The 21514-nt window shown below is 63.8% G+C and carries 17 protein-coding genes and 1 pseudogene; 14 read left to right on the forward strand and 4 right to left on the reverse strand.

Annotation, left to right across the window (positions count from 1 at the left end; genetic code table 11):
• Positions 1 to 279: pseudogene (locus AC0L2V_RS31065) on the reverse strand (SAM-dependent methyltransferase); the annotation flags it as partial.
• Positions 280 to 332: 53 nt separating this feature from the next.
• Here AC0L2V_RS31065 and AC0L2V_RS31070 point away from each other — a divergent pair.
• From AC0L2V_RS31070 to AC0L2V_RS31085, 4 genes are read left to right on the forward strand one after another with little or no spacing between them, the layout of a single operon-like run.
• Positions 333 to 1118: a ComF family protein gene (locus tag AC0L2V_RS31070; RefSeq protein WP_473522057.1), complete on the forward strand. Its 786-nt coding sequence runs from the start codon at positions 333 to 335 to the stop codon at positions 1116 to 1118.
• 27 nt (positions 1119 to 1145) lie between these two features.
• Positions 1146 to 1415 (forward strand): glutaredoxin 3, encoded by a 270-nt coding sequence (gene grxC / locus AC0L2V_RS31075; protein WP_027153348.1) that lies wholly within the window; start codon positions 1146 to 1148, stop codon positions 1413 to 1415.
• Between the two features lie 10 nt (positions 1416 to 1425).
• A complete protein-coding gene (locus AC0L2V_RS31080) occupies positions 1426 to 2307 on the forward strand; it encodes a carbon-nitrogen hydrolase family protein (RefSeq protein WP_473522058.1) in 882 nt (293 codons plus the stop codon).
• Entirely contained in the window at positions 2304 to 2729 is a 426-nt protein-coding gene (locus AC0L2V_RS31085) for a DUF1178 family protein (RefSeq protein ID WP_473522059.1), read from the forward strand. The genes AC0L2V_RS31080 and AC0L2V_RS31085 overlap by 4 nt, the downstream gene beginning before the upstream one ends.
• A 4-nt stretch (positions 2730 to 2733) precedes the next feature.
• Here AC0L2V_RS31085 and AC0L2V_RS31090 read toward each other — a convergent pair whose 3' ends face one another.
• On the reverse strand, positions 2734 to 3219 hold the full coding sequence (locus AC0L2V_RS31090; protein WP_473522060.1) for a MarR family winged helix-turn-helix transcriptional regulator: 486 nt from the start codon (positions 3217 to 3219) through the stop codon (positions 2734 to 2736).
• Positions 3220 to 3335: 116 nt separating this feature from the next.
• Here AC0L2V_RS31090 and AC0L2V_RS31095 point away from each other — a divergent pair, with 116 nt between their 5' ends.
• Entirely contained in the window at positions 3336 to 4265 is a 930-nt protein-coding gene (locus tag AC0L2V_RS31095; RefSeq protein WP_473522061.1) for a DMT family transporter, read from the forward strand.
• A gap of 19 nt (positions 4266 to 4284) precedes the next feature.
• Here AC0L2V_RS31095 and ubiG read toward each other — a convergent pair whose 3' ends face one another.
• Positions 4285 to 5034 (reverse strand): bifunctional 2-polyprenyl-6-hydroxyphenol methylase/3-demethylubiquinol 3-O-methyltransferase UbiG, encoded by a 750-nt coding sequence (gene ubiG / locus AC0L2V_RS31100; protein ID WP_091600073.1) that lies wholly within the window; start codon positions 5032 to 5034, stop codon positions 4285 to 4287.
• A 359-nt stretch (positions 5035 to 5393) separates the two neighbouring features.
• Between ubiG and AC0L2V_RS31105 the strand changes: the two genes are divergently transcribed.
• From AC0L2V_RS31105 to AC0L2V_RS31145, 9 genes are all read left to right on the forward strand, one after another.
• A complete protein-coding gene (locus AC0L2V_RS31105; protein ID WP_023797301.1) occupies positions 5394 to 6647 on the forward strand; it encodes an aspartate kinase in 1254 nt (417 codons plus the stop codon).
• 181 nt (positions 6648 to 6828) lie between these two features.
• On the forward strand, positions 6829 to 9099 hold the full coding sequence (gene ptsP / locus AC0L2V_RS31110; protein ID WP_023797302.1) for a phosphoenolpyruvate--protein phosphotransferase: 2271 nt from the start codon (positions 6829 to 6831) through the stop codon (positions 9097 to 9099).
• A 139-nt stretch (positions 9100 to 9238) separates the two neighbouring features.
• Complete coding sequence (prfA, locus tag AC0L2V_RS31115) at positions 9239 to 10318, forward strand: peptide chain release factor 1 (RefSeq protein WP_027153339.1); 1080 nt, start codon at positions 9239 to 9241, stop codon at positions 10316 to 10318.
• A complete protein-coding gene (gene prmC, locus AC0L2V_RS31120) occupies positions 10311 to 11189 on the forward strand; it encodes a peptide chain release factor N(5)-glutamine methyltransferase (RefSeq protein ID WP_473522062.1) in 879 nt (292 codons plus the stop codon). The genes prfA and prmC overlap by 8 nt, the downstream gene beginning before the upstream one ends.
• 303 nt (positions 11190 to 11492) lie before the next feature.
• Positions 11493 to 12467, forward strand: coding sequence for a DUF4167 domain-containing protein (locus AC0L2V_RS31125; protein WP_473522063.1), 975 nt, complete (start codon positions 11493 to 11495; stop codon positions 12465 to 12467).
• Positions 12468 to 12689: 222 nt separating this feature from the next.
• Complete coding sequence (clpB, locus tag AC0L2V_RS31130) at positions 12690 to 15296, forward strand: ATP-dependent chaperone ClpB (protein WP_473522064.1); 2607 nt, start codon at positions 12690 to 12692, stop codon at positions 15294 to 15296.
• A gap of 44 nt (positions 15297 to 15340) precedes the next feature.
• A complete protein-coding gene (locus AC0L2V_RS31135) occupies positions 15341 to 15706 on the forward strand; it encodes an MmcQ/YjbR family DNA-binding protein (protein WP_027153335.1) in 366 nt (121 codons plus the stop codon).
• 252 nt (positions 15707 to 15958) lie between these two features.
• Positions 15959 to 17437, forward strand: coding sequence for a L,D-transpeptidase family protein (locus AC0L2V_RS31140; RefSeq protein WP_473522065.1), 1479 nt, complete (start codon positions 15959 to 15961; stop codon positions 17435 to 17437).
• A 137-nt stretch (positions 17438 to 17574) separates the two neighbouring features.
• A complete protein-coding gene (locus AC0L2V_RS31145) occupies positions 17575 to 19125 on the forward strand; it encodes an MFS transporter (RefSeq protein ID WP_473513774.1) in 1551 nt (516 codons plus the stop codon).
• A 20-nt stretch (positions 19126 to 19145) separates the two neighbouring features.
• Here the strand turns inward: AC0L2V_RS31145 and AC0L2V_RS31150 are convergent, their stop codons facing one another.
• Positions 19146 to 21104, reverse strand: a complete 1959-nt coding sequence (locus AC0L2V_RS31150; protein ID WP_473513776.1) for a M23 family metallopeptidase — start codon at positions 21102 to 21104, stop codon at positions 19146 to 19148.
• Positions 21105 to 21514: the final 410 nt, after the last annotated feature.

The following is a 21514-nucleotide window of genomic DNA, read 5'->3' on the forward strand; positions in this document are numbered from 1 at the left end:
CCCCGCTCCATCGCCCCCCGCCCCATCGCCCAGGAAAGCCGCATCCGCCTCGACGCGCACGATGTCCGCCACCTTGCCGCTTGTCGCGAGCACGTCGACTGCCGCCGGCGTCTGGCAAAACAGGACGGCCGCCCTGTCGAATTTGCGTTCTACCGCCCCCAGCCGGTCGGCGAGTTCCTCGGCGGCCCGCCGCATCAGGAAGTCCGCGTCGGCGGCCGGGTTGGCGAGCGCCCGGCGCTTGTGCGCCAGCCAGAGAGAGGTATCGACTATAGGTTGCAACTGACAGTTCCTGGTTTCCGCACTCTGATATAGGGTGGCGGAGAAAGAACCACGTGGCCGATCCAATGCCGGATATCAAGAGTGTCGCTCGAAAGGCGTTGGACTGGCCGGCGCGCATCCTGTTTCCGCCGGTTTGCGCGGGCTGCCGACGGCATGTCTCGCAGCCCGGCGTGCTGTGCGGCGCCTGCTGGCCGAAACTCAGGCTTCTGGAGCGGCCATGGTGCCCGGTGATGGGCACGCCGTTCACCCATCACATGGGCGAGGGGTTCCTGTCGGCCGAGGCGATCGCCGACCCGCCGCCCTTCGAGCGGGCACGGGCCGCGGTCGCTTACTCCGGTGTCGCGCGCCAGATGGTGCAAGGGCTGAAATACCAGGATCGCACCGATCTGGCGCCGTGGATGGCGCGCTGGATGCTGCGCGCCGGTGCCGAACTGATCGCGGAAGCCGATGTGGTCGTGCCGGTGCCGCTGCACTGGCGGCGCTTTTTCAGGCGTCAGTTCAACCAGTCGGCGGAACTGGCAAGGGCGGTATCGCAGCTTGGCGGGCTGCCTTTTGCGCCCTCCGCGGTCAGGCGCGTCAAACTCACCCGCCAGCAGGTCGGGCTGGAGCGGCGGGAACGCGAGGAGAATGTGCGTGCCGCCTTCAGAGTGCCGGAGGAGGCCGAGATCGAGATCGCCGGCCGCCGGATGCTCCTGATCGACGATGTCTATACCACCGGCGCCACTGTCCGCGCCGTCGCCAAGGCGCTGAAGACGGGCGGTGCCGGGACGGTCGACGTGCTGACCTTTGCGCGCGTGCTGCCGGGGGACTTTCGGGCTGACGAGTCCGCGACTATATAGATTGGGAAAAGGCAGGATTGCTGACCGATGGTCGACGTGACGATCTATACACGGATGATGTGCGGCTATTGCGTGGCGGCCAAGCGGCTGCTCGAGCGCAAGGGTGTCGCCTACACCGAGCATGACGCCTCCTTCTCGCCGGAACTGCGCCGGGAAATGATTTCCCGCGCGAATGGCCGCTCGACCTTTCCGCAGATATTCATCGGCGATACGCATGTCGGCGGCTGTGACGATCTCCATGAACTGGAGGCAGAGGGCCGGCTGGACCGTCTGCTCGCCAATGGCTCGACGAATTGAGGACAAGACGATGGGTGCTTTCAAGGCGGCGGCGATCCAGATGCGTTCGGGTACCAGCCCCGAGCGCAACGCGGTCGATCTGGAGCGGCTGGTGCGCGAGGCCGCGGGCCAGGGTGCGACCTATATCCAGTCGCCGGAAATGACCGGTGCGCTGGTCCGCGACAGCCAGGCGCGGGCCGCCGCCTTCACGTCCGAGGACAAGGACATCATCGTTTCGACCGCGCGAAAGCTGGCGAAAGACCTTGGCGTCTTCCTGCATATCGGCTCGACCGCCATCCTGCGCGCCGACGGCAAGCTCGCCAACCGCGCGCTTCTGTTCGGGCCGGATGGCGCCACCATTGCCACCTACGACAAGATCCACATGTTCGACGTCGATCTCGACAATGGCGAGAGCTGGCGCGAATCCGCCGCCTACGAGCCCGGCACCGAGGCCGTCGTCACCGAGATCAGCGGCGCCGGGATCGATGGTGCGAGACTGGGTTTCGCCGTCTGCTACGATCTGCGCTTTCCGCAGCTGTTCCGCGCCGAGGCGCTGGCCGGCGCCGACCTGCTGTCGGTGCCCGCCGCCTTCACCCGTCAGACCGGCGAGGCGCACTGGCACGTGCTGCTGCGGGCGCGCGCCATCGAGAACGGCGCCTATGTCGTTGCCGCGGCGCAAGGCGGCCTGCACGAGGACGGCCGCGAGACCTATGGCCATTCGCTGATCGTCGATCCGTGGGGCCGCATCGTCGCCGAGGCGTCACATGACGAACCGGCGGTGATCGTCGCCGAGATCGACCCGGCGCAATCGGCCGCCGCCCGCAAGAAGATCCCGAATCTGAAAAATTCACGCGACTTCGCCGTGAACGCCACTCCGGTCGAGGCGCAAAGTCTCAGGGGTGCGGCGTCTTGATTCGCTTTTCACTGATCTGTGACCACGAGCATGAATTCGAAGGCTGGTTTCGCAGCAACGACGATTTCGACACCCAGAAGAAGCGTGGCTTCGTCGATTGCCCGACCTGCGGCTCGCGCAAGGTCGAGAAGGCGTTGATGGCGCCGGCCGTCTCCACCGGGCGCAGCCGAGAAAAGATCGCGCTCGCCATGGGCGAGGCCCAGAAGCAGGCGTTGGCGCAATTGAAGGCGATGGCCGAGAAGGTGCGCGAGAACGCCGACTATGTCGGCGACAAGTTTGCCGAGGAGGCGCGCAAAATCCATTTCGGCGAGAGCGATCCGCGCGGCATCTATGGCGAGGCGACGCTGGAGGAGGCCAAGAGTCTGGCCGAGGACGGCGTCGAATTCATGCCGATCCCAAGTTTCCCCGACGACCGCAACTGACTGACTAGGTTACGCTGCCGATCAATTTCTCAAGCAGGCGAGCGAGTGTGTCCTGTTCGGCGCGCGTCAGGCCGGAAAGTATCTCGTGTTCGTTGGCGACGTGAGCGGCGACCGCTTCATCGACCAATGCGAGACCTTTCTCGGTCAGTTGCACGACAACCCCGCGCCGGTCGTTGGGATGCGGTCCACGCTTGATCAATCCGGATTTCTCAAGCCGGTCGAGCCGGTTGGTCATGGCGCCCGACGTCACCATCGTCGCCTCATAGAGGGCGGTTGGCGTCAGCGCGTAAGGTGATCCGGAACGGCGCAGCGTCGCCAACACGTCGAATTCCCCGGATTGCAGTCCGAAACGGGCAAACAGCGGAGCGAGGCGTTCTCGCGCTATCAGTGACGAGGCTTCGTTCAACCGTCCGAGCACGGCCATCGGCGAGACATCCAGGTCCGGCCGTTGTCTTTTCCACTGCTCGATCGCTTTCGCGGCGCGATCCATCTATCTCACCGTTAAATATCTTGACGTTAAGAATCTTTGTATTATCTTAGCTTGAGTCACAGTGCTGGCCAAGGGGCCCGCAAAAGACGAGAGGCGCAAGGACAATAAGGTTCGTTATGAAATTTCTCTGGGATTCAGCGCTCGGTCTTTTGCTCGTCACCGGCGGCCTGCTCGGCCTGACACTGCCGTTCGGCAAGATCGCTACGGCGGCCGGTGTTTCGGCCATGGTCTGGGCCCTCGTCATCTCGCTCGGCGCCGGCGGCGTGCTTTTGTGCGCCTTGCTGCTGCGCGGACAACGCATCCGGCTCACCCCGCACAGACTGCGTTATTTCTTCGTCACCGCGGCGGTGTCCTATGCCCTCCCCAATCTCTTGATGTTCTCGACCATTCCGCATCTCGGCGCCGGCTACACCGGTATCATGTTCACGCTGTCGCCGGTGGTCACACTGGTGTTTTCGATCCTGCTCGGCGTCCGGCGTCCCAATCTGCTTGGTATCGTCGGCATTGCCGTCGGCTTCGTTGGTGCTGTCATGGTGGCGGTGACGCGCGGCGAGGCTGGCCAGCCGGCCGAATTTTTCTGGGTGGCGGCGGGGCTGCTCATTCCGGTCAGCCTTGCCGCCGGCAATATCTACCGCACGGTCGACTGGCCGCTAGGGACCGGACCGATCGAGCTTGCCGTCGGCAGCCATCTGGCATCGGCCGCGCTGCTTCTTTGCGGCATCTTCACGCTGCAGGGCGGCGGTTCGCTCGCCCTGCTCGCCGGCGTGCCGCTGGTCGTCGTCGGGCAGGTCGCATCAGCCGCGGCGATGTTCGCTTTCTTCTTCCGGCTGCAGGCGGTCGGCGGCCCGGTCTATCTCAGCCAGATCGGCTATGTCGCGGCGGCGGTCGGATTGTTTGCCGGGACGATGTTTCTCGGCGAGCACTATCAATTGCTGACCTGGGCCGGCGCTGCCATCATTGTCGCCGGCGTGTTCATCACCACCAAGGCGCAAAGCCAGACCGCCCCGAAGACGCAAAGTCAGACGGGTGAGAAGGTGGCGGCGTGAGAAGGCGTCGTGAGGAAGTTCAGGCGGGTGCCTTCTCTGCCAGAACCATGTAGTTGACGTCCATGTCCTTCGAACGCTGCCAGCGGTCGGCGAGCGGATTGTAGGTGACGCCGGTGCGGTCGATGATGGTCAGGCCAGCGCCGGCAAGCGCCTTTTCCAACTCGTCTGGCCGCACCAGCTTGCCGAACTGGTGGGTGCCGCGCGGCAACCAGCGCAGCACATATTCGGCGCCGATAATGGCCAGACCGAGCGCCTTCAGCGTGCGGTTGATGGTGGCGACGACCATGATGCCGCCGGGCTTGAGCATCTCGCCGCATTTGGCCACGAACAGGTCGATGTCGGCAACATGCTCGACCACTTCCATGTTGAGGATGACGTCGAATTTCTCACCGGCGTCAGCCAGGTCCTCTGCTGTCGTGGCACGGTAATCCACCGTCACGCCGACCTCCGCCGCATGCAGCCTGGCCACTTCGATGTTGGTGGCGGAGGCGTCGGCGCCGACCACTTCGGCGCCAAGCCGCGCCATCGGCTCGCACAACAGCCCGCCGCCGCAGCCGATGTCGAGGATGCGCAGGCCCTCGAACGGCCGCGCCGCGCGCGGGTCGCGGCCGAAGCGCGCCGCCACCTGGTCGCGTATATAGGCAAGCCGGATCGGATTGAACTTGTGCAGCGGGCGGAATTTGCCGTTCGGATTCCACCATTCGGCGGCAAGAGCGGAAAAACGCTCCACTTCTCCGGCATCGATCGTCGATCGTCGGGGTTCTGGCATCGTGTGGTCTCCCGCAGACTCAAAAATTCAGAGCGCGATCGGGCGCAAAACCGGATACCACTTTTGCTGATCGCGCTCTGGTGCGCTAGGAAGTCGGTCGAGAGCCGGCGAATGTCAAGGCAGCAAATTTCGGCTATTGCCGGCTGCGCCTCTGCGACAGGCGTTCGGGTAGGCGCGTTGCGTTCGTATGTCGCCTTCGTCGCCTAAGGGGGCAAGCAGGGGGGCAAGCGGTGGCACGCCTTGCGAAACCCAAAGCATTTGGCTAAGGAGGCCGCGAATTCAGCGGCTGGCCCAGCCCGACGCTCCGTTTCCGTTTTTCGGCCGCCGTTTCGGCACCCAGTCAAAGGCATTTCGCTTCCATGGCGCGCATCGTGATGAAATTCGGCGGGACCTCCGTCGCCGACATCGTCCGCATCCGCAATGTGGCGCGCCATGTCAAACGCGAGGTCGATGCCGGCCATGAGGTCGCGGTGGTCGTCTCGGCGATGGCCGGCAAGACCAACGAGCTCGTGCAGTGGACGCGCGAAGCCTCGCCGATGCACGATGCCCGCGAATATGACGCCGTCGTTGCCTCCGGCGAGCAGGTGACTGCCGGCCTGCTGGCGATCGCGCTGCAGAACATGGGCGTCCATGCCCGTTCCTGGCAAGGCTGGCAGATCCCGATCAAGACCGACAATGCGCATGGCGCGGCGCGCATTCTCGACATCGACGGCGCGTTCCTGATCAAGCGCTTCGGCGAGGGCCAGGTGGCGGTGGTCGCCGGCTTCCAGGGCATCGGGCCGGACAACCGCATCGCGACGCTCGGCCGCGGCGGCTCCGACACCAGTGCTGTCGCCATCGCGGCGGCGGTCAAGGCTGACCGCTGCGACATCTACACCGACGTCGACGGGGTCTACACCACCGACCCGCGCATCGAGCCGAAGGCGCGGCGGCTGGCCAAAATTTCCTTCGAGGAAATGCTTGAAATGGCCTCGCTCGGCGCCAAGGTCCTGCAGGTACGCTCGGTCGAGCTTGCCATGGTGCACAGGGTGCGTACTTTCGTGCGGTCGTCCTTCGACGATCCCGACGCGCCCGGAATGGGGGATTTGCTCAATCCGCCCGGAACGCTTATTTGCGACGAGGAAGAGATCGTGGAACAGCAGGTCGTCACCGGAATTGCCTACGCCAAGGACGAAGCGCAGATTTCGTTGCGCCGTGTCGGTGACCGGCCCGGCGTCGCCGCAGGCATTTTCGGGCCGCTGGCCGAAGCCAACATCAATGTCGACATGATTGTCCAGAACATTTCCGAGGACGGCAAGTTCACCGACATGACCTTCACCGTGCCGTCCGGCGATGTCGACAAGGCGCTTGCCGTGCTCGAGCGGCTGAAGACCACGATCGGCTATGACGTCGTGCAGTCGGAAGCCGGCATGTCGAAAGTCTCGGTCATCGGCATCGGCATGAGGAGCCATGCCGGCGTCGCCGCCACCGCCTTCAAGGCGCTGGCCGACAAATCGATCAACATCCGTGCGATCACGACATCCGAGATCAAGATTTCGATCCTGATCGACGGTCCCTACACAGAACTTGCTGTTCGCACTTTGCATTCCATCTACGGTCTGGATAAGCAGTAGCAGACTGCTCGGTCCGGAAATCGGAGGTCGATCTTCGGAAAGCACGATGCAGCAGTTCGAAGTCTTGGAGCGTCCTTTGTGGGTCCAATTGGACCGACGCCGCTCTATTTGAGTTGTTGCGTGAGCGCCGGCCGCGGGAGAAACTGCGGCGGGCATAATGTCCATTGGAGAACAAGCCGCGATGCGTGATACGGCCAGTGGCCCGCGCGTTTTGCTGAAACGGCTCCGCGAGCTCATGCAGGAGCCGCTGGAGCCGCAGGAGCGGCTCGACCGCATCGTGCGCGACATCGCCGCCAATATGGTCGCTGAAGTGTGCTCGCTCTACGTGCTGCGCGCCGATTCGGTGCTCGAACTCTATGCCACCGAGGGCCTGAATCCGAAGGCCGTCCATTTGGCGCAGCTCAGGCTGGGGGAAGGCCTCGTCGGCACGATCGCGGCCTCGGCACGGCCGCTCAATCTCTCCAACGCGCAGGAACATCCAGCCTTCGCCTACCTGCCGGAGACGGGGGAGGAGATCTACAATTCCTTCCTCGGCGTGCCGGTGCTCAGGGCGGGGCGCACGCTCGGTGTGCTGGTCGTCCAGAACAAGACCATGCGCCATTATCGCGACGACGAAGTCGAGGCGCTGGAAACGACGGCGATGGTGATCGCCGAGATGATCGCCACCGGCGACCTTGCCCGGCTGACCCGGCCCGGCCTCGAACTCGATCTGCGCCGCCCGGTGAGCTTTACCGGCCTGTCCTTCAACGAGGGCGTCGGACTTGGCCATGTCGTGCTGCATGAGCCGCGCATCGTCGTCACCAATCTGTTCAACGAGGACAGCGATGAGGAGATCAAGCGGCTCGATGCGTCGCTCGGTTCGCTCCGGCTCTCCATCGACGACATGCTGGAACGCCGCGAAGTCGCCTTCGAGGGCGAGCACCGCCAGGTGCTCGAAGCCTATCGCATGTTCGCCAACGACAGCGGCTGGGTGCGCCGGTTGGAAGAGGCGGTACGCAACGGCCTGACGGCGGAAGCGGCGGTGGAAAAAGTGCAGAGCGACATGCGTGCCCGCATGCTGCACATGACCGATCCTTATCTGCGCGAGCGGATGAGCGATTTCGACGATCTCGCCAACCGGCTGCTGCGCCAGCTGATGGGGCGCGGGCCGGACGATGTCGCGGTCTCGCTGCCGAAGGACGCCATCATCGTCGCCCGCTCGATGGGGGCCGCCGAACTGCTCGATTATCCCAGAGACAAGCTGCGCGGGCTGGTGCTGGAGGACGGCGCAGCGACCAGCCACGTCGTTATCGTGGCGCGGGCCATGGGCATACCGGTTGCGGGCCAGATGAAGGGCGCCGTTTCCATGGCGGAAAACGGCGACGCCATCATTGTCGACGGCGAAGAAGGCGCCATCCACCTGCGCCCCCAGCCGGACCTCGAAGCCGCCTATGCCGAAAAGGTCCGCTTCCGGGCGCGGCGGCAGGAGGTCTATCGCGAGCTGCGCAAGAAGCCGTCGATGACCAAGGACGGCGTCCAGGTCGACCTTTTGATGAATGCGGGCCTGGCCGTCGATCTGCCGCAGCTTGCCGAGGCCGGCGCCGCCGGTATCGGCCTGTTCCGCACCGAGCTGCAGTTCATGGTCGCCTCGACCTTTCCGCGGGCGGAAGCCCAGGAACGGCTCTACCGTGACGTGCTCGACGCGGCGCGCGGCAAGCCGGTGACATTCCGCACCATCGATATCGGCGGCGACAAGGTGCTGCCCTACTTCAAGGACACGATCCAGGAAGAGAACCCGGCGCTCGGCTGGCGCGCCATCCGCCTGACGCTCGACCGGCCGGGCCTGTTGCGTACCCAGATCCGAGCGCTTTTGAAGGCATGCGGCGGGCGTGAACTGAAGCTGATGCTGCCGATGGTGACGGAGCTCGGCGAGATCGCCCAGGCGCGCGAAATCATCGATCGCGAAGTGCGGCATCTGTCGCGTTTTGCCCATCATCTGCCGACCAGCCTGAAGCTCGGGGCCATGCTGGAAGTGCCTTCGCTGCTGTTCCAGCTCGATGAGCTGATGAAGGCCGTCGATTTCGTCTCGGTCGGCTCGAACGATCTGTTCCAGTTCGTCATGGCGGTCGATCGCGGCAACACGCAGCTCGCCGACCGCTTCGATGTGCTGTCGACGCCGTTCCTGCGCGCGCTGAAGCAGATTGCCGACGCCGGGGTGCGCAATCAAACCCCGGTGACCTTGTGCGGCGAGCTGGCCGGCAAGCCGATCTCGGCGATGGCGCTGATCGGCCTTGGCTATCGATCGATCTCGATGTCACCGGCCTCGATCGGTCCGGTCAAGGCGATGCTGACGGAACTGCCGCTGGCCGAGCTGGAAGCGTTCTTCGACGACAATCTCATGGCGCCGGCCCAGGGGTTGCCGATGCGGGCGCTGCTGCAGGCCTTTGCCGACGACCGCTCCATTCCGTTGTAAATTCACGTGAGGGCGGCCTGCAAATGTCGATTTTCTGCGCTTCCGGTGCTCATGTACCTAATTGTACATTCCGCTCCGGTTCTCGAAACTCGTCATTTTCGGCTCGCCCTGACGTGAATCTTATCGAAGTTCCAGGACCATGATCAACCTGCCCCGCGACCGCATGGATCAAGTCGTCAAGCGTTTCGACATGCTCGAAGCGCAAATGTCGGCCGGGCCGGCGGCGGACGCCTATGTCAAGATGGCGTCGGAATATGCCGACATGCAGGAGATGGTGGCTAAGATCAGGGCGCTGCGCACCGCCGAGCATGAACAGGCCGACCTGCAGGCGATGCTCGCCGACAAAAGCACCGATGCCGAAATGCGGGCACTGGCCGAGGCCGATCTGCCGGAGGTCAAGGAACGCATCGAAGCGCTGCAGAAGGACATCCAGATCCTGCTTCTGCCCAAGGATGCCGCCGACGACAAGAATGCCATCCTCGAAATCCGCGCCGGAACCGGCGGCGACGAGGCGGCTCTCTTTGCCGGCGACCTGTTTCGCATGTACGAACGCTATGCCGCGGCACGCGGCTGGCGTTTCGAGACGGCGTCGGCCAGCGAGGGCGAGGTCGGCGGCTACAAGGAAATCATCGCCACGATTTCGGGCAAGGGGGTCTTTGCCCATCTGAAATTCGAGTCCGGCGTGCATCGTGTGCAGCGCGTGCCGGCGACCGAGGCCGGCGGGCGCATCCACACCTCGGCGGCGACGGTTGCCGTGCTGCCCGAAGCGGAAGAGGTCGACATCGACATCAGGGCCGAAGACATCCGCATCGATACGATGCGCGCCTCGGGTTCGGGCGGCCAGCACGTCAATACCACCGATTCGGCAGTGCGCATCACCCATCTGCCGACCGGCATCATGGTCGTGCAGGCGGAGAAGTCGCAGCACCAGAACCGGGCCAAAGCCATGCAGATCCTGCGCGCCAGGCTTTACGACCTCGAGCGCAGCAAGGCTGACGAGGAACGCTCCGAATCGCGCAAATCTCAGGTCGGTTCGGGCGATCGCTCGGAGCGCATCCGCACCTATAATTTCCCGCAGGGCCGCGTCACCGACCATCGCATCAATCTGACGCTCTATAAGCTCGACCGGGTGATGATGGGCGAACTCGACGAGATCATCGACGCGCTGATCGCCGATCACCAGTCGAAGCTGCTCGCCGATATCGGCCTCGATGGCTGACAGTCTGCCCAGTAGGCTAGGGCTGCTGCTGAAGGCGGCGCGGGCACGCCTTGCTGCGGCCGCAGTCGCCGATCCGGCGCTGGATGCGAGGCTGATCGTCGAACATTTTTCCGGTACGACCCGCACACAAGCCATCGCCGATCCCGAATGCAGTGTCGATGCCGGCGCGATTGCCGCGATCGATGCAGCCTTGAGGCGGCGGGTTGCCGGTGAGCCGGTGCATCGCATCCTCGGCCATCGCGAGTTCTATGGCTTGCGCCTGTCGTTGTCACCGGAAACGCTGGAGCCGCGACCGGACACCGAAACGCTGGTCGAAGCGGTGCTGCCCTTCGTGAAGGCGACAGCGGAACGGCAAGGCGAGTGCCGCATCCTCGATCTCGGCACCGGCACCGGCGCCATCGCGCTGGCGCTGCTCAGCGCCGTTCCGGCGGCGGTCGCCACCGGTGTCGATATTTCGCCAGGCGCGCTGGTGACCGCGATGCGCAATGCAGGGGAATTGGGGTTGGCCGACCGGTTCCAGGTGCTCGAAGCCGATTGGTTCGAAAAAGTTTTTGGCCGATACCATGTAATTGCCGCCAACCCGCCCTATATAGCGTCCATAGACATCGAAAATCTGCAGGGCGAAGTCCGCGATTTCGATCCACGCCAAGCCCTTGATGGCGGCGTGGACGGTCTGAGTCCCTACAGGATCATCGCCGCCGAGGCGGCAGGTTTTTTGGAAGCCGAGGGCAGGATTGCGGTCGAGATCGGCCACACCCAGCGCAAAGAGGTCACGGGCATTTTCTCCGCAGCCGGCTATATGCCGGCGGGGGTATTCCGCGACTTTGGCGGAAACGAGAGGGTTCTGATCTTTGAACTGACAAGGCCGTGATGCAGTGCAAAAAAAGCGCTTGGCAATGCCGGGGAATGCGGCTAGGGTCGCCTTAACCGGATGAGACGAAGCAGGCAGTGCTCTTAGCGATTCGGTTTCCTTGGAAATAGCTGCCTTCTTGTGCAAACGACGCCCAAGCTTCGTGCGGGGATCGTCCGGCAAGTGATGTAACCGGAACAGGATGAGACGTGGCGCCAACGCAATCGATGCGGGCGAACGCCGGTGAAGAGACGAAACGGCTGGCTGCATGAGCGCCTCCGTTCGTGAAAAGTTTTCGAAAAAATTCAAAATGAAGAGAGTCGAATGAGGCCACAACAGCAGAACAGGCGCATGCGCGGTCGCAACAACAATGGCGGCGGCAACAACAATAACAACAACCGCAAGGGTCCAAATCCCCTGACGCGCAATTACGAGAGCAACGGTCCGGACGTGAAGATCCGCGGATCGGCTCAGCAGATCGCCGAAAAATACGCAACCCTTGCCCGTGACGCGCAGAGCTCCGGCGACCGGGTGATGGCGGAAAACTATCTCCAGCACGCCGAGCACTACAATCGCATCATCGCTGCCGCGCAGGCGCAGCTGCCGATCCAGAGCGCTCAGCAGAACCGCGACGATTTCGACGATGACGGCGACGAAGATCGCGACGAGTTCGACAATGCCGGCAACAGCAATGTCGGCGAGACTGCGGCTCCGGTGGTCAACCACGGTGCAGGCCCGCAGCCGGTCATCGACGGCACGCCGGCTGAATTGACGCTCAACCAGGAAAACGGCCGTGACAATCGTGATGCCAGTGGGCGTGATGCCAGTGGGCGTGATGCCGGCGGGCGTGATGCCGGCGGGCGAGACAACCGCCATCGCGACCGTCGCCCCAATGGCGGCTACGGCCAGAACGGCCAGCGCGGCGAATTTGGTGCGCGCGGCGAGCAGGGCGGACAGCGCGGCGATCAGAACCGGCGCAACGAGAGACCGGTTCAGAACGAAACCCCCGTGCAGGCGGAAGCTGTGTCTCCGAACGAGCCTGTTTCTGTGGCCGAACCCGCGCCGCAGTTCGAAAGCTTTTCGCCAGCGGCTCTGGCTGCCCGGGCCGAGATGAACGAAGCCGCCGCCGAAAGCGGCGCTGCCCGCCGCCCCAGGCGTCCGCGCCGTCCGCGCGTCAATGCTGATCAGGTGGCTGATCAGGTGGATGGCGGTAACGACAATGCTGGCGGCGATAACGTGAATGCTGCTCCGGCGGAAGACGCCGGTGGCGAGCCCACCATCGTCGACGTCAACAACTGATCGAGCAAGGCCCAGACATTCCTGGACGGCGGAGAGAAATCTCCGCCGTTTTTGTATGTGCGCCCCCCGGGGAATATTAAGTCCGCCGTTATCGGGACGTCTTGAGGGTCCGTGGATTGCGCCCCATATCTCGCGTGAACAGGACCCGGCTCGAACGGGCGGGTCCGTCACCGCAATCTGATCCGGTGCCGCAAAGCGGGCCGGTGACGGAAGGAGACAGATATGAACCTTGAAAAATATTCCGAGCGCGTGCGCGGCTTCATCCAGTCGGCGCAGACCTTGGCGCTCTCGCGCAACCACCAGCAATTCACCCCCGAACATATATTGAAAGTGCTCGTCGACGACGACGAGGGCCTGGCAGCGTCGTTGATCGAGCGCGCCGGCGGCAGCGTCCGCGACGTCAAGCTGGGCGTCGAGACGGCACTTGAGGCAATGCCCAAGGTGGAGGGCGGCAACGGCCAGCTCTATCTGGCGCAACCGCTGGCCAAAGTGTTCTCGACTGCCGAGGAACTGGCAAAGAAGGCCGGCGACAGCTTCGTTACGGTCGAGCGGCTGCTGACGGCGCTGGCGGTCGAGAAATCCGCCAAGACCGCCGACATCCTGACCAAGGCCGGCGTGACGCCACAGGCGCTGAACCAGGTGATCAACGACGTCCGCAAGGGTCGCACCGCCGATTCGGCGAGCGCCGAGCAGGGCTATGATGCGCTTAAGAAGTACGCGCGCGATCTCACCGCCGACGGTCGCGCCGGCAAGCTCGACCCGGTCATCGGCCGCGACGACGAGATCCGCCGCACCATCCAGGTGCTGTCGCGCCGCACCAAGAACAATCCGGTGCTGATCGGTGAACCCGGCGTCGGCAAGACGGCGATCGCCGAAGGGCTGGCGTTGCGGATCGTCAATGGCGACGTGCCGGAATCGCTCAAGGACAAGCAGTTGATGGCGCTCGATATGGGATCGCTGATCGCCGGCGCCAAATATCGCGGCGAATTCGAGGAGCGGCTGAAGGCGGTTCTTTCGGAAGTCACCGCTGCGGCCGGCGGCATCATCCTGTTCATCGATGAGATGCACACGCTGGTCGGCGCCGGCAAGGCGGATGGCGCCATGGATGCGTCGAACCTGTTGAAACCGGCGTTGGCACGCGGCGAACTCCACTGCGTCGGCGCGACGACGCTCGACGAATACCGCAAGCATGTCGAGAAGGATGCGGCCCTTGCCCGCCGCTTCCAGCCGGTCTTCGTCAATGAGCCGACGGTGGAAGACACCGTCTCCATCCTGCGCGGCCTGAAGGAGAAATACGAGCAGCACCACAAGGTGCGCATTTCGGATTCGGCGCTGGTCGCGGCAGCGTCGCTGTCCAACCGCTACATCGCCGACCGCTTCCTGCCGGACAAGGCGATCGACCTTGTCGACGAGGCCGCGTCGCGGCTGCGGATGCAGGTCGATTCGAAGCCCGAAGCGCTGGACGAGATCGACCGCCGCATCATGCAGCTCAAGATCGAGCGTGAGGCGCTGAAGGTCGAGAAGGACGACGCGTCGAAGGACCGGCTTGCCCGGCTCGAAAAGGATCTTTCCGCCCTGGAAGAGGAATCGACCGAACTGACCTCGAAGTGGCAGGCCGAGAAGCAGAAGCTCGGGCTCGCCGCCGACCTGAAGAAACAGCTCGACGAAGCGCGCAACGAACTCGCCATCGCCCAGCGCAAAGGTGAATTCCAGCGCGCCGGCGAGCTTGCCTATGGCAAGATTCCGGAGCTCGAAAAAAAGCTGACGCAGGCCGAGGCGCAAGACGGCAAGGTCGGCATGGTCGAGGAGGTGGTCACCCCCGATCACGTCGCCCACATCGTGTCGCGCTGGACCGGCATTCCCGTCGACAAGATGCTGCAAGGCGAGCGTGACAAGCTGCTGCGCATGGAAGACGAAATCGGCAAGCGTGTCGTCGGCCAGGGCGAGGCGGTGCAGGCCGTGTCGAAAGCGGTGCGCCGCGCACGCGCCGGCCTGCAGGATCCGAATCGGCCGATCGGTTCGTTCATGTTCCTCGGACCGACGGGCGTCGGCAAGACCGAACTGACCAAGGCGCTTGCCAGCTTCCTGTTCGACGACGAGAGCGCCATGGTGCGCATCGACATGTCGGAATTCATGGAGAAGCACTCGGTCGCCCGGCTGATCGGCGCGCCTCCCGGCTATGTAGGCTATGAGGAGGGCGGCGCGCTGACTGAAGCGGTGCGACGCCGGCCCTACCAGGTCGTGCTGTTCGACGAGATCGAGAAAGCGCATCCGGACGTGTTCAACGTGCTGCTGCAGGTGCTCGATGATGGCCGCCTGACCGACGGGCAGGGCCGCACGGTCGATTTCCGCAACACTCTGATCATCATGACGTCGAACCTCGGCGCCGAATATCTGGTCAATCTCGGCGAGAACCAGGACGTCGATGTCGTGCGCGACGAGGTGATGGGCGTCGTCAGGGCGTCGTTCCGGCCGGAATTCCTCAACCGCGTCGACGAGGTGATCCTGTTCCACCGGCTGCGCCGGCAGGATATGGGCCGCATCGTCGAGATCCAGCTCAAGCGGCTGGAAACCCTGCTCGCAGATCGCAAGATCACGCTTTCGCTGGATCAGGAGGCGATCGACTGGCTGGCGGCCAAGGGCTACGATCCGGCCTATGGCGCGCGGCCGTTGAAGCGGGTGATGCAGAAGGACCTTCAGGATCCGCTTGCGGAGAAGATCCTGCTCGGCGACATCCTCGACAGTTCGACCGTCAAGGTCACCGCTGGTTCCGACCGGTTGAACTTCCGGTCGAAGCCGACGATCGTAGCGACCGAGGCGGCGGCCTGATTTTCGTGGCCGCCGCATAATCAAAAAATTAAACGGGGGCGCAGATGACGTTGGACGACTACAACAGCTTCTGCGCCTCGCTGCCGTCGGCGACCCATGTCGTCCAGTGGGGCGGTGCTCATGTTTGGAAAGTCGGAGCCAAGGTCTTTGCGATCGGCGGTTGGAGCGATGGCAAGGAGCCGTTCGTCACCTTCAAATGCTCCGACATCGCTTATGACATCTTGAAGGAACAGCCGGGCCTTCGGCCCGCACCCTATCTTGCCTCACGTGGCATGAAATGGATCCAGCGCCAGACAAGCCAAAGCATGGACGATGACGCGCTAAAGGACTATCTGCGCGAAAGCCACCGCCTTGTCGTGCTCAAGCTGACGAAGCAGGCGCGCAAGGAATTGGGATTCGCCGCCAGCTAGTGTTCTTGCTCCAGCCCGCCAGAAATCCGCCATCTTCATGCCCGGTTCATGTTGGAACCTTATGGTTGGCAACTGATTTGCTGGCGAAGGGTTCGCCTGCCGCAAAGGCCCGAAAATCGAATTGGATTTTCGGAAAGCATGATGCGGAGTTTTTTACGTGTTAGAGCGTCCCTGCGCGTCCGAAGGGACGCGCGGCGCTCTAAAGAGACAACGCCGGGCGGCGGCAATTACGGACCGGAGAATTTGGCCAGCATGTTCCGCACGATCTTCACCCTTTCGGCGTTCGCCGCCGGGCTGCTTTCTTCGAGTGTAATGGCCGCGCCGACGCAGGACATCGCGCCGCGATCTGCCCGCGCCGCGGATGCCCGAGCCTCGGATAGCCATGCTGTGCTGGTCGCCCAGAACGGCGATTTCGACGTCTACTACGACGCCAGAGGAAACCGCGTCATCGTCGATACGGAAACCGGCAAGGTGCTCGCCATCCAGCCGCCGCAGACCAGGTTCGATCGCCGCGCACTCCGCCGCGAGGGCTTGCGCAATCTCGGACCGGTCGAGGACGACCGCTATTATCTCGACGATCCGGAGGACCAGGCGCGCTTGCGCCGCAGGCAATTGGAAGAGGAGGGCCTGATCGTCGTACCGCCGGTCGACGAGTATGATGCCTACGGCGATCCGGTGGACGCTTTTCCCGAAGCACCGCTGGATGGTGGCAACTATGGCAACAATTATCCGGAAGCGCCGCAGCCGGTAAAGCCGCGCACCGTCATGCGCCAGCCGCTCAACGAGGCTGCGATCGAACCGGTCGAGCCGATGGAGCCGGGCGACCAGGCGGCACTGCCGCCAAAGATCGACGGTAAGATTGTCGTCGATCCGTCGCTTTCACTCGGTGCACGCCAAGAGGTCGCGGCGCTGCAAGTGCTGCTCGACCGCGCCGGCGCTTCGCCCGGCGTCGTCGACGGGCGCTTCGGCTCGAATGTCGACAAGGCGCTCGCCGCCTACAACGAGATCACCGGCAGCAATCTGCGGTCGACCGATGTGGTCGGCATCCAGGCGGCGCTTGAGCAATCCGGCGGCGATGCCTTCGCCTCCTACAGCATCACGCCAGAGGATGCTGCCGGCCCCTATGTCGCATCGGTGCCGGAAGACTACGGCCAGAAGGCGCAACTCGAACGGCTGAGCTACACCTCAGTCACCGAAGCGCTGGCCGAGCGGTTCCACATGGACGAGAACTATCTGAAGGCGCTCAATCCGGAAGCCAATTTCAACCGTCCCGGCACGATCATCAAGGTCGCCAATTTCGGCAGGCTGGTGGCCACGCCGGTGGCACGCATCATCGCCGACAAGGGCAAAAAGCAGGCCCGCGCCTATGACGCGTCGGGAAAGCTGATCGCGGCCTATCCAGCCACCATCGGCTCGGCTGACACGCCTTCACCCACCGGCACGCATGCGGTCTCGCGGGTCGCTCTCGACCCGAACTACACCTACAATCCGAACATCAATTTCAAGCAGGGCGAAAACAACAAGATCCTGACCATCCCGCCGGGCCCGAACGGCCCCGTCGGCTCGGTCTGGATTGCGCTGGACAAGCCGACCTACGGCATTCACGGCACACCCGACCCCTCCAAGATCGGCAAGACCGAAAGTCATGGCTGCGTGCGGCTGACCAATTGGGACGCGCGCGAACTGGCAAAAATCGTCTCGCCGGGCGTCACGGTGGAATTCATCGACTGAGCCCTATCCCAAATCATCGCGCAGTCCTGGGTCAACCCGGGAGCAGGCTCTTTGGGCGACGTGATCCTGTTCTGGTTTCAACGACAGCAACCCTCTGGCCGGTTGTTGCCGGCGCATAGGAGGTCTAAGCAGGCTTCATGCGTTCTCCAAGCGAAGTCGGCGCCGAAGCCGTCCCCCTGGTCAGGCCGCTGCCGGCCGATACGTTCTGCCCGCAATCGCGACGCAGGTTCGTGCTGATCGCGGCGATCCTGGCTTCCGCGCTCGGCTTCATCGACGGCTCGATCCTGGCCATCGCCACGCCGGCGATCCGCGTCGATCTTGGCGCCAGTTTCGCCGAGACGCAGTGGATTTCAAACGCCTATGCGCTGACGCTTTCGGCACTCATCCTTGTTGGCGGCGCCGCTGGCGACCGTTTTGGCCTGCGGCATGCTTTCGTGGCAGGCATCGCGCTGTTCATTGCCGCCTCGCTTGCCTGCGCGGTGGCGCCGAATCCACCAATGCTCATTGCGTTTCGCGCCATTCAGGGCATCGGTGCTGCCATCATGGTGCCAGGCAGCCTCGCCATTATCGCCAAGGCCTATCCGAAGAAGGAGCGCGGCAGGGCGATCGGCATCTGGGCGGCAGCCTCGGCGCTGACCACGGCGCTTGGCCCGGTGCTGGGCGGCGTTGTCTTGTCTGCCTTCGGCGACGGCATCTGGCGGGTGATCTTCGCGGTCAATCTGCCGCTTGGTCTTGTCTCGATCTATCTTCTCCTCGCCAAGGTCCCGGCCGACGCACCGACCGAAAGGCGCAGCCTCGATCTCGGCGGCGCTGCACTCGCCACCTTGGCGTTCGGAGCGCTTGCCTACGGCTTGACTTCGATGAGCGCAGAGGGCGAGGGGCAAATGTCCGGCCCGAGCATTGCCGCCGGCGCGGTGCTGCTCATCGTGTTCATTGTCTTCGAGCGCCGGCAGCGCGAACCGATGATCGATCTCTCGCTGTTTCGGGTCGGCGCCTTCGCCGGCGCCAATGTGGCGACCTTCTTCCTCTATTTCGCACTGTCGGCCAACCTGTTCTATCTGCCGATGCTGCTCATCGCCGGATGGGGGCTGAGCGCCGCCGAGGTCGGCTTCATCTTCCTGCCGCTGTCGGTCTTGATCGCGCTGTTGTCGGGGCCGGTCGGCCAGTGGTCCGACCGGATCGGTCCGCGTTTTCCGATCGCCAGCGGCAGTCTCGTCGTCGCTGTCGCCTTTGCCGGGCTTGCCTTGCTGGCCTATGCCGGCATCCACAGTTTCTGGTGGGGGGTGTTTCCGCTGATGGCGCTGATGGGGCTTGGCATGGCGCTGGTGGTGTCGCCGCTGTCGACGGCGGTGATGACGGCGGTCGAGGACAAGGATACCGGTGCTGCCTCGGGAATCAACAATGCCGTCTCGCGCATTGGCGGCCTGATCGCAGTGGCGGCGATGGGGTCACTGGCGGCTTGGGTCTATGCAGCAGCGCTGAACAGCGGTGCCGCATCCGGCATTCCGGGTTTCGGCGAACCGGCGCCGGATATCGATGCAGCAAGGCTGGCCGCCAGCGACGCAGCGTTCGCAGCAGTCGCCTTGGTGACCGCGCTGCTTTGCCTGCTCGCGGCGATCGTGGCGTGGACAACTGTTTCCGGCGAGCGACTGCCATGGCCGCCTGGATCCGAGGCTCCGCAGCGCTGAGCAGCCAGGCCCAACTCGGCTCAGCCTTCGATCTTGGCGCTCGCGACTTTCAGCGAATCATTGTCTTCCTGCTTGAGCAGATCATCGATGCGCCCGCGCTCGCGCTTGAAAGCGACGAGGTCGTCGCCCTTCAGCACCTTGCCGACCGGCAGGCGAACGCGCATCGGGTCGACCTTGGTGCCGTTGACGATCAGCTCGTAGTGGAGGTGCGGACCGGTGGCGAGGCCGGTCTGGCCGAGAAAGCCGATGGTCTGTCCTTGGCGGACGCGCACGCCCGGCGCGATGCCTTTGGCAAAAGCGCTCTGATGATTGTAGGAGGTCTCGTAGCCATTGGCGTGACGGAGGATGATCTGTTTGCCATAGCCGCCGGCCCAGCCGGCCTTCTCGACGACACCGTTGCCGGCGGCGATGATCGGCGTGCCGATGGCGGCTGACCAATCGACGCCGGTATGCAAGCGCACATAGCCGAGGATCGGATGCCTGCGGGCACCGAAGCCGGAGCGGAATTTTCCTGCGGGCAGGGGATTGCGCAGCAGGAATTGCTGGGCGCTGCGGCCGTCCTCGTCGAAATAGTCGGTGCTGCCGTCCTGCATCTGGAATCGGTAGAAATTACGCGTCGTGCCGCCGAAGCTCGCCGAGACGTAGAGCAGCTCGGATTCGTCGGATGCCCGGTCGTCGCCATCCGGCTGCGAGAACAGCACCTCGATGCGGTCCGACGGACTGAGCCGCGACTGGAAATCGACGCCGGACGCCAGGAGCTTGATCAGCCGCTTGGTCATCGCCTTGGACATGCCGTAGGAGTAGGCGGCGCGGTAGATGCCGTCATAGACGTTCGGCAGATTGCCGCGCACCACCACCGGCGGCGAATCATCGAACGCGGTCAGCAATTCGGGATTGGGCTCCGGCTCCTGCGCCGGCACATATTGGCCGTGATCATCGAGCGCGATGGTGACGATATGCTGGGCCCTGTCGTAGATGCCGGTGCGAACGACCTTGGCGGCGTCGCCATGGATCTCGAGGCCGACGCGCAGCACGGTTCCCGCCTTGAGCGCTGTCGCATTCAGCAATTTGGCGATCGCCTCGGCCATACCGGTGGCGTCCTCGCCGGTATAGCCCGAATCGGCGAAGGCCTCGACGATGTTGCGGTCCCTGGTGAAGGGGATGATCTCCTCGGCGAAGGCCGGCGCCTGATCGTCGGGGGCAGCACGCGGCGACACCGAGACGTTTTCCGGAACGATCCTGACGTCGTAGGAGCCGGCCATGCTCTCGGCGAATGCATCGCCGAATCGCTGCGGGTCGACATAATGCAGCGACGCGACCTGCACGGCGCCGTCGCTCAGACCCGTGCCGGCCTCGCGCACCACCTTTTCCACCTCGTCGGCGGACAAGTCACTCTTTTCGTCGAACGCTGCCGTCTCGATTGGGAAATCGACCGTTTTCAGGCTCAACTCGCTTTCGACCTTGGCGCCATAGATCTGGCCTGCGGCGGTCGCCGGCTGGCCGGCATTGCCGTCGCGGTCGTCGCCAAACACCTGCATCGGATTGAAAGGCGGATAGGCGCGGCTGGTCGTGTGCCCGGCGGCAAGCGCCATCTTGATCTGCACGAAAGGCATGGTGTGGATGACATCGCGGTCGCCGACCTTGGTCACCATCGGCACTTCCATGCGCCGGCGGTCCTTGGCCTTGGCGATCTGGCGCGGCGCCACCAGCCTGGTGGTCTTGGCGATCTCGCCGGAATCGTCGCCTCTCGCAAGGCTGATCAGTTCGGCGATTTCGGGCGGCGTCGCCAATTGCTGACGGCCGTCGAGGGCTGCGAACAGCGCCACACCCATCAGCACGCTCGACGTCACGCCGGTAAGAAAAGTGCCCGACAGCCAGCGCGCCGAAACCTCGCGCCGGTCGGGCGGGCCACTGCGACCGTCCGCAATCAGCGGCGGCTCGTTGCCGAGTTCGGCTATGACATTTTCCGTATCTGGCATCCAGAAAGGCTGCTTCTTCCCCGGGCGGGACGGCTTGTCGCTTTTGTTGTGGCCATGACATTTGCCTGTCACGGCGGGCGAAGTCAACGAAGCGGCTGGCTTCGGCCGAGATCCCCAGTCATACTTCTCTCTTAGTGGCTCTCTTAGTGGCTCTCTTACAGTCTCTTATAAGGCGCCGCGCCAGTGGTGCTGCGCCAGCTTCGTTGGCGTTGGTGTCAAACCGCAATGCGGCGGCAATAGGGCTCCGTGGCGGTGTTCGGCTTTGTTATCCCCATGCCGCCGCGGAAGTCGGCTACCGAAAATCGGCGCCGCAATCTTTCGTCGCAAAAAATTCAAAAAAGATTGAAATCGTTGTTGACACTTTGGCTGGGCGCCGACTATATACGCCTCACCAACGAGGGCGGCGCGCC

The sequence above is a fragment of the Mesorhizobium sp. WSM4814 genome (assembly GCF_055811595.1).

Coding starts and splice junctions, on each gene's coding strand:
- AC0L2V_RS31105 (WP_023797301.1), top strand. CDS start 5,394: ATGGCGCGCATCGTGATGAAATTCGGCGGGACCTCCGTCGCCGACATC.
- AC0L2V_RS31125 (WP_473522063.1), top strand. CDS start 11,493: ATGAGGCCACAACAGCAGAACAGGCGCATGCGCGGTCGCAACAACAAT.
- AC0L2V_RS31145 (WP_473513774.1), top strand. CDS start 17,575: ATGCGTTCTCCAAGCGAAGTCGGCGCCGAAGCCGTCCCCCTGGTCAGG.
- ubiG (WP_091600073.1), bottom strand. CDS start 5,034: ATGCCAGAACCCCGACGATCGACGATCGATGCCGGAGAAGTGGAGCGT.
- AC0L2V_RS31095 (WP_473522061.1), top strand. CDS start 3,336: ATGAAATTTCTCTGGGATTCAGCGCTCGGTCTTTTGCTCGTCACCGGC.
- clpB (WP_473522064.1), top strand. CDS start 12,690: ATGAACCTTGAAAAATATTCCGAGCGCGTGCGCGGCTTCATCCAGTCG.
- AC0L2V_RS31150 (WP_473513776.1), bottom strand. CDS start 21,104: ATGCCAGATACGGAAAATGTCATAGCCGAACTCGGCAACGAGCCGCCG.
- prfA (WP_027153339.1), top strand. CDS start 9,239: ATGATCAACCTGCCCCGCGACCGCATGGATCAAGTCGTCAAGCGTTTC.
- AC0L2V_RS31140 (WP_473522065.1), top strand. CDS start 15,959: ATGTTCCGCACGATCTTCACCCTTTCGGCGTTCGCCGCCGGGCTGCTT.
- ptsP (WP_023797302.1), top strand. CDS start 6,829: ATGCGTGATACGGCCAGTGGCCCGCGCGTTTTGCTGAAACGGCTCCGC.
- grxC (WP_027153348.1), top strand. CDS start 1,146: ATGGTCGACGTGACGATCTATACACGGATGATGTGCGGCTATTGCGTG.
- AC0L2V_RS31090 (WP_473522060.1), bottom strand. CDS start 3,219: ATGGATCGCGCCGCGAAAGCGATCGAGCAGTGGAAAAGACAACGGCCG.
- AC0L2V_RS31080 (WP_473522058.1), top strand. CDS start 1,426: ATGGGTGCTTTCAAGGCGGCGGCGATCCAGATGCGTTCGGGTACCAGC.
- prmC (WP_473522062.1), top strand. CDS start 10,311: ATGGCTGACAGTCTGCCCAGTAGGCTAGGGCTGCTGCTGAAGGCGGCG.
- AC0L2V_RS31135 (WP_027153335.1), top strand. CDS start 15,341: ATGACGTTGGACGACTACAACAGCTTCTGCGCCTCGCTGCCGTCGGCG.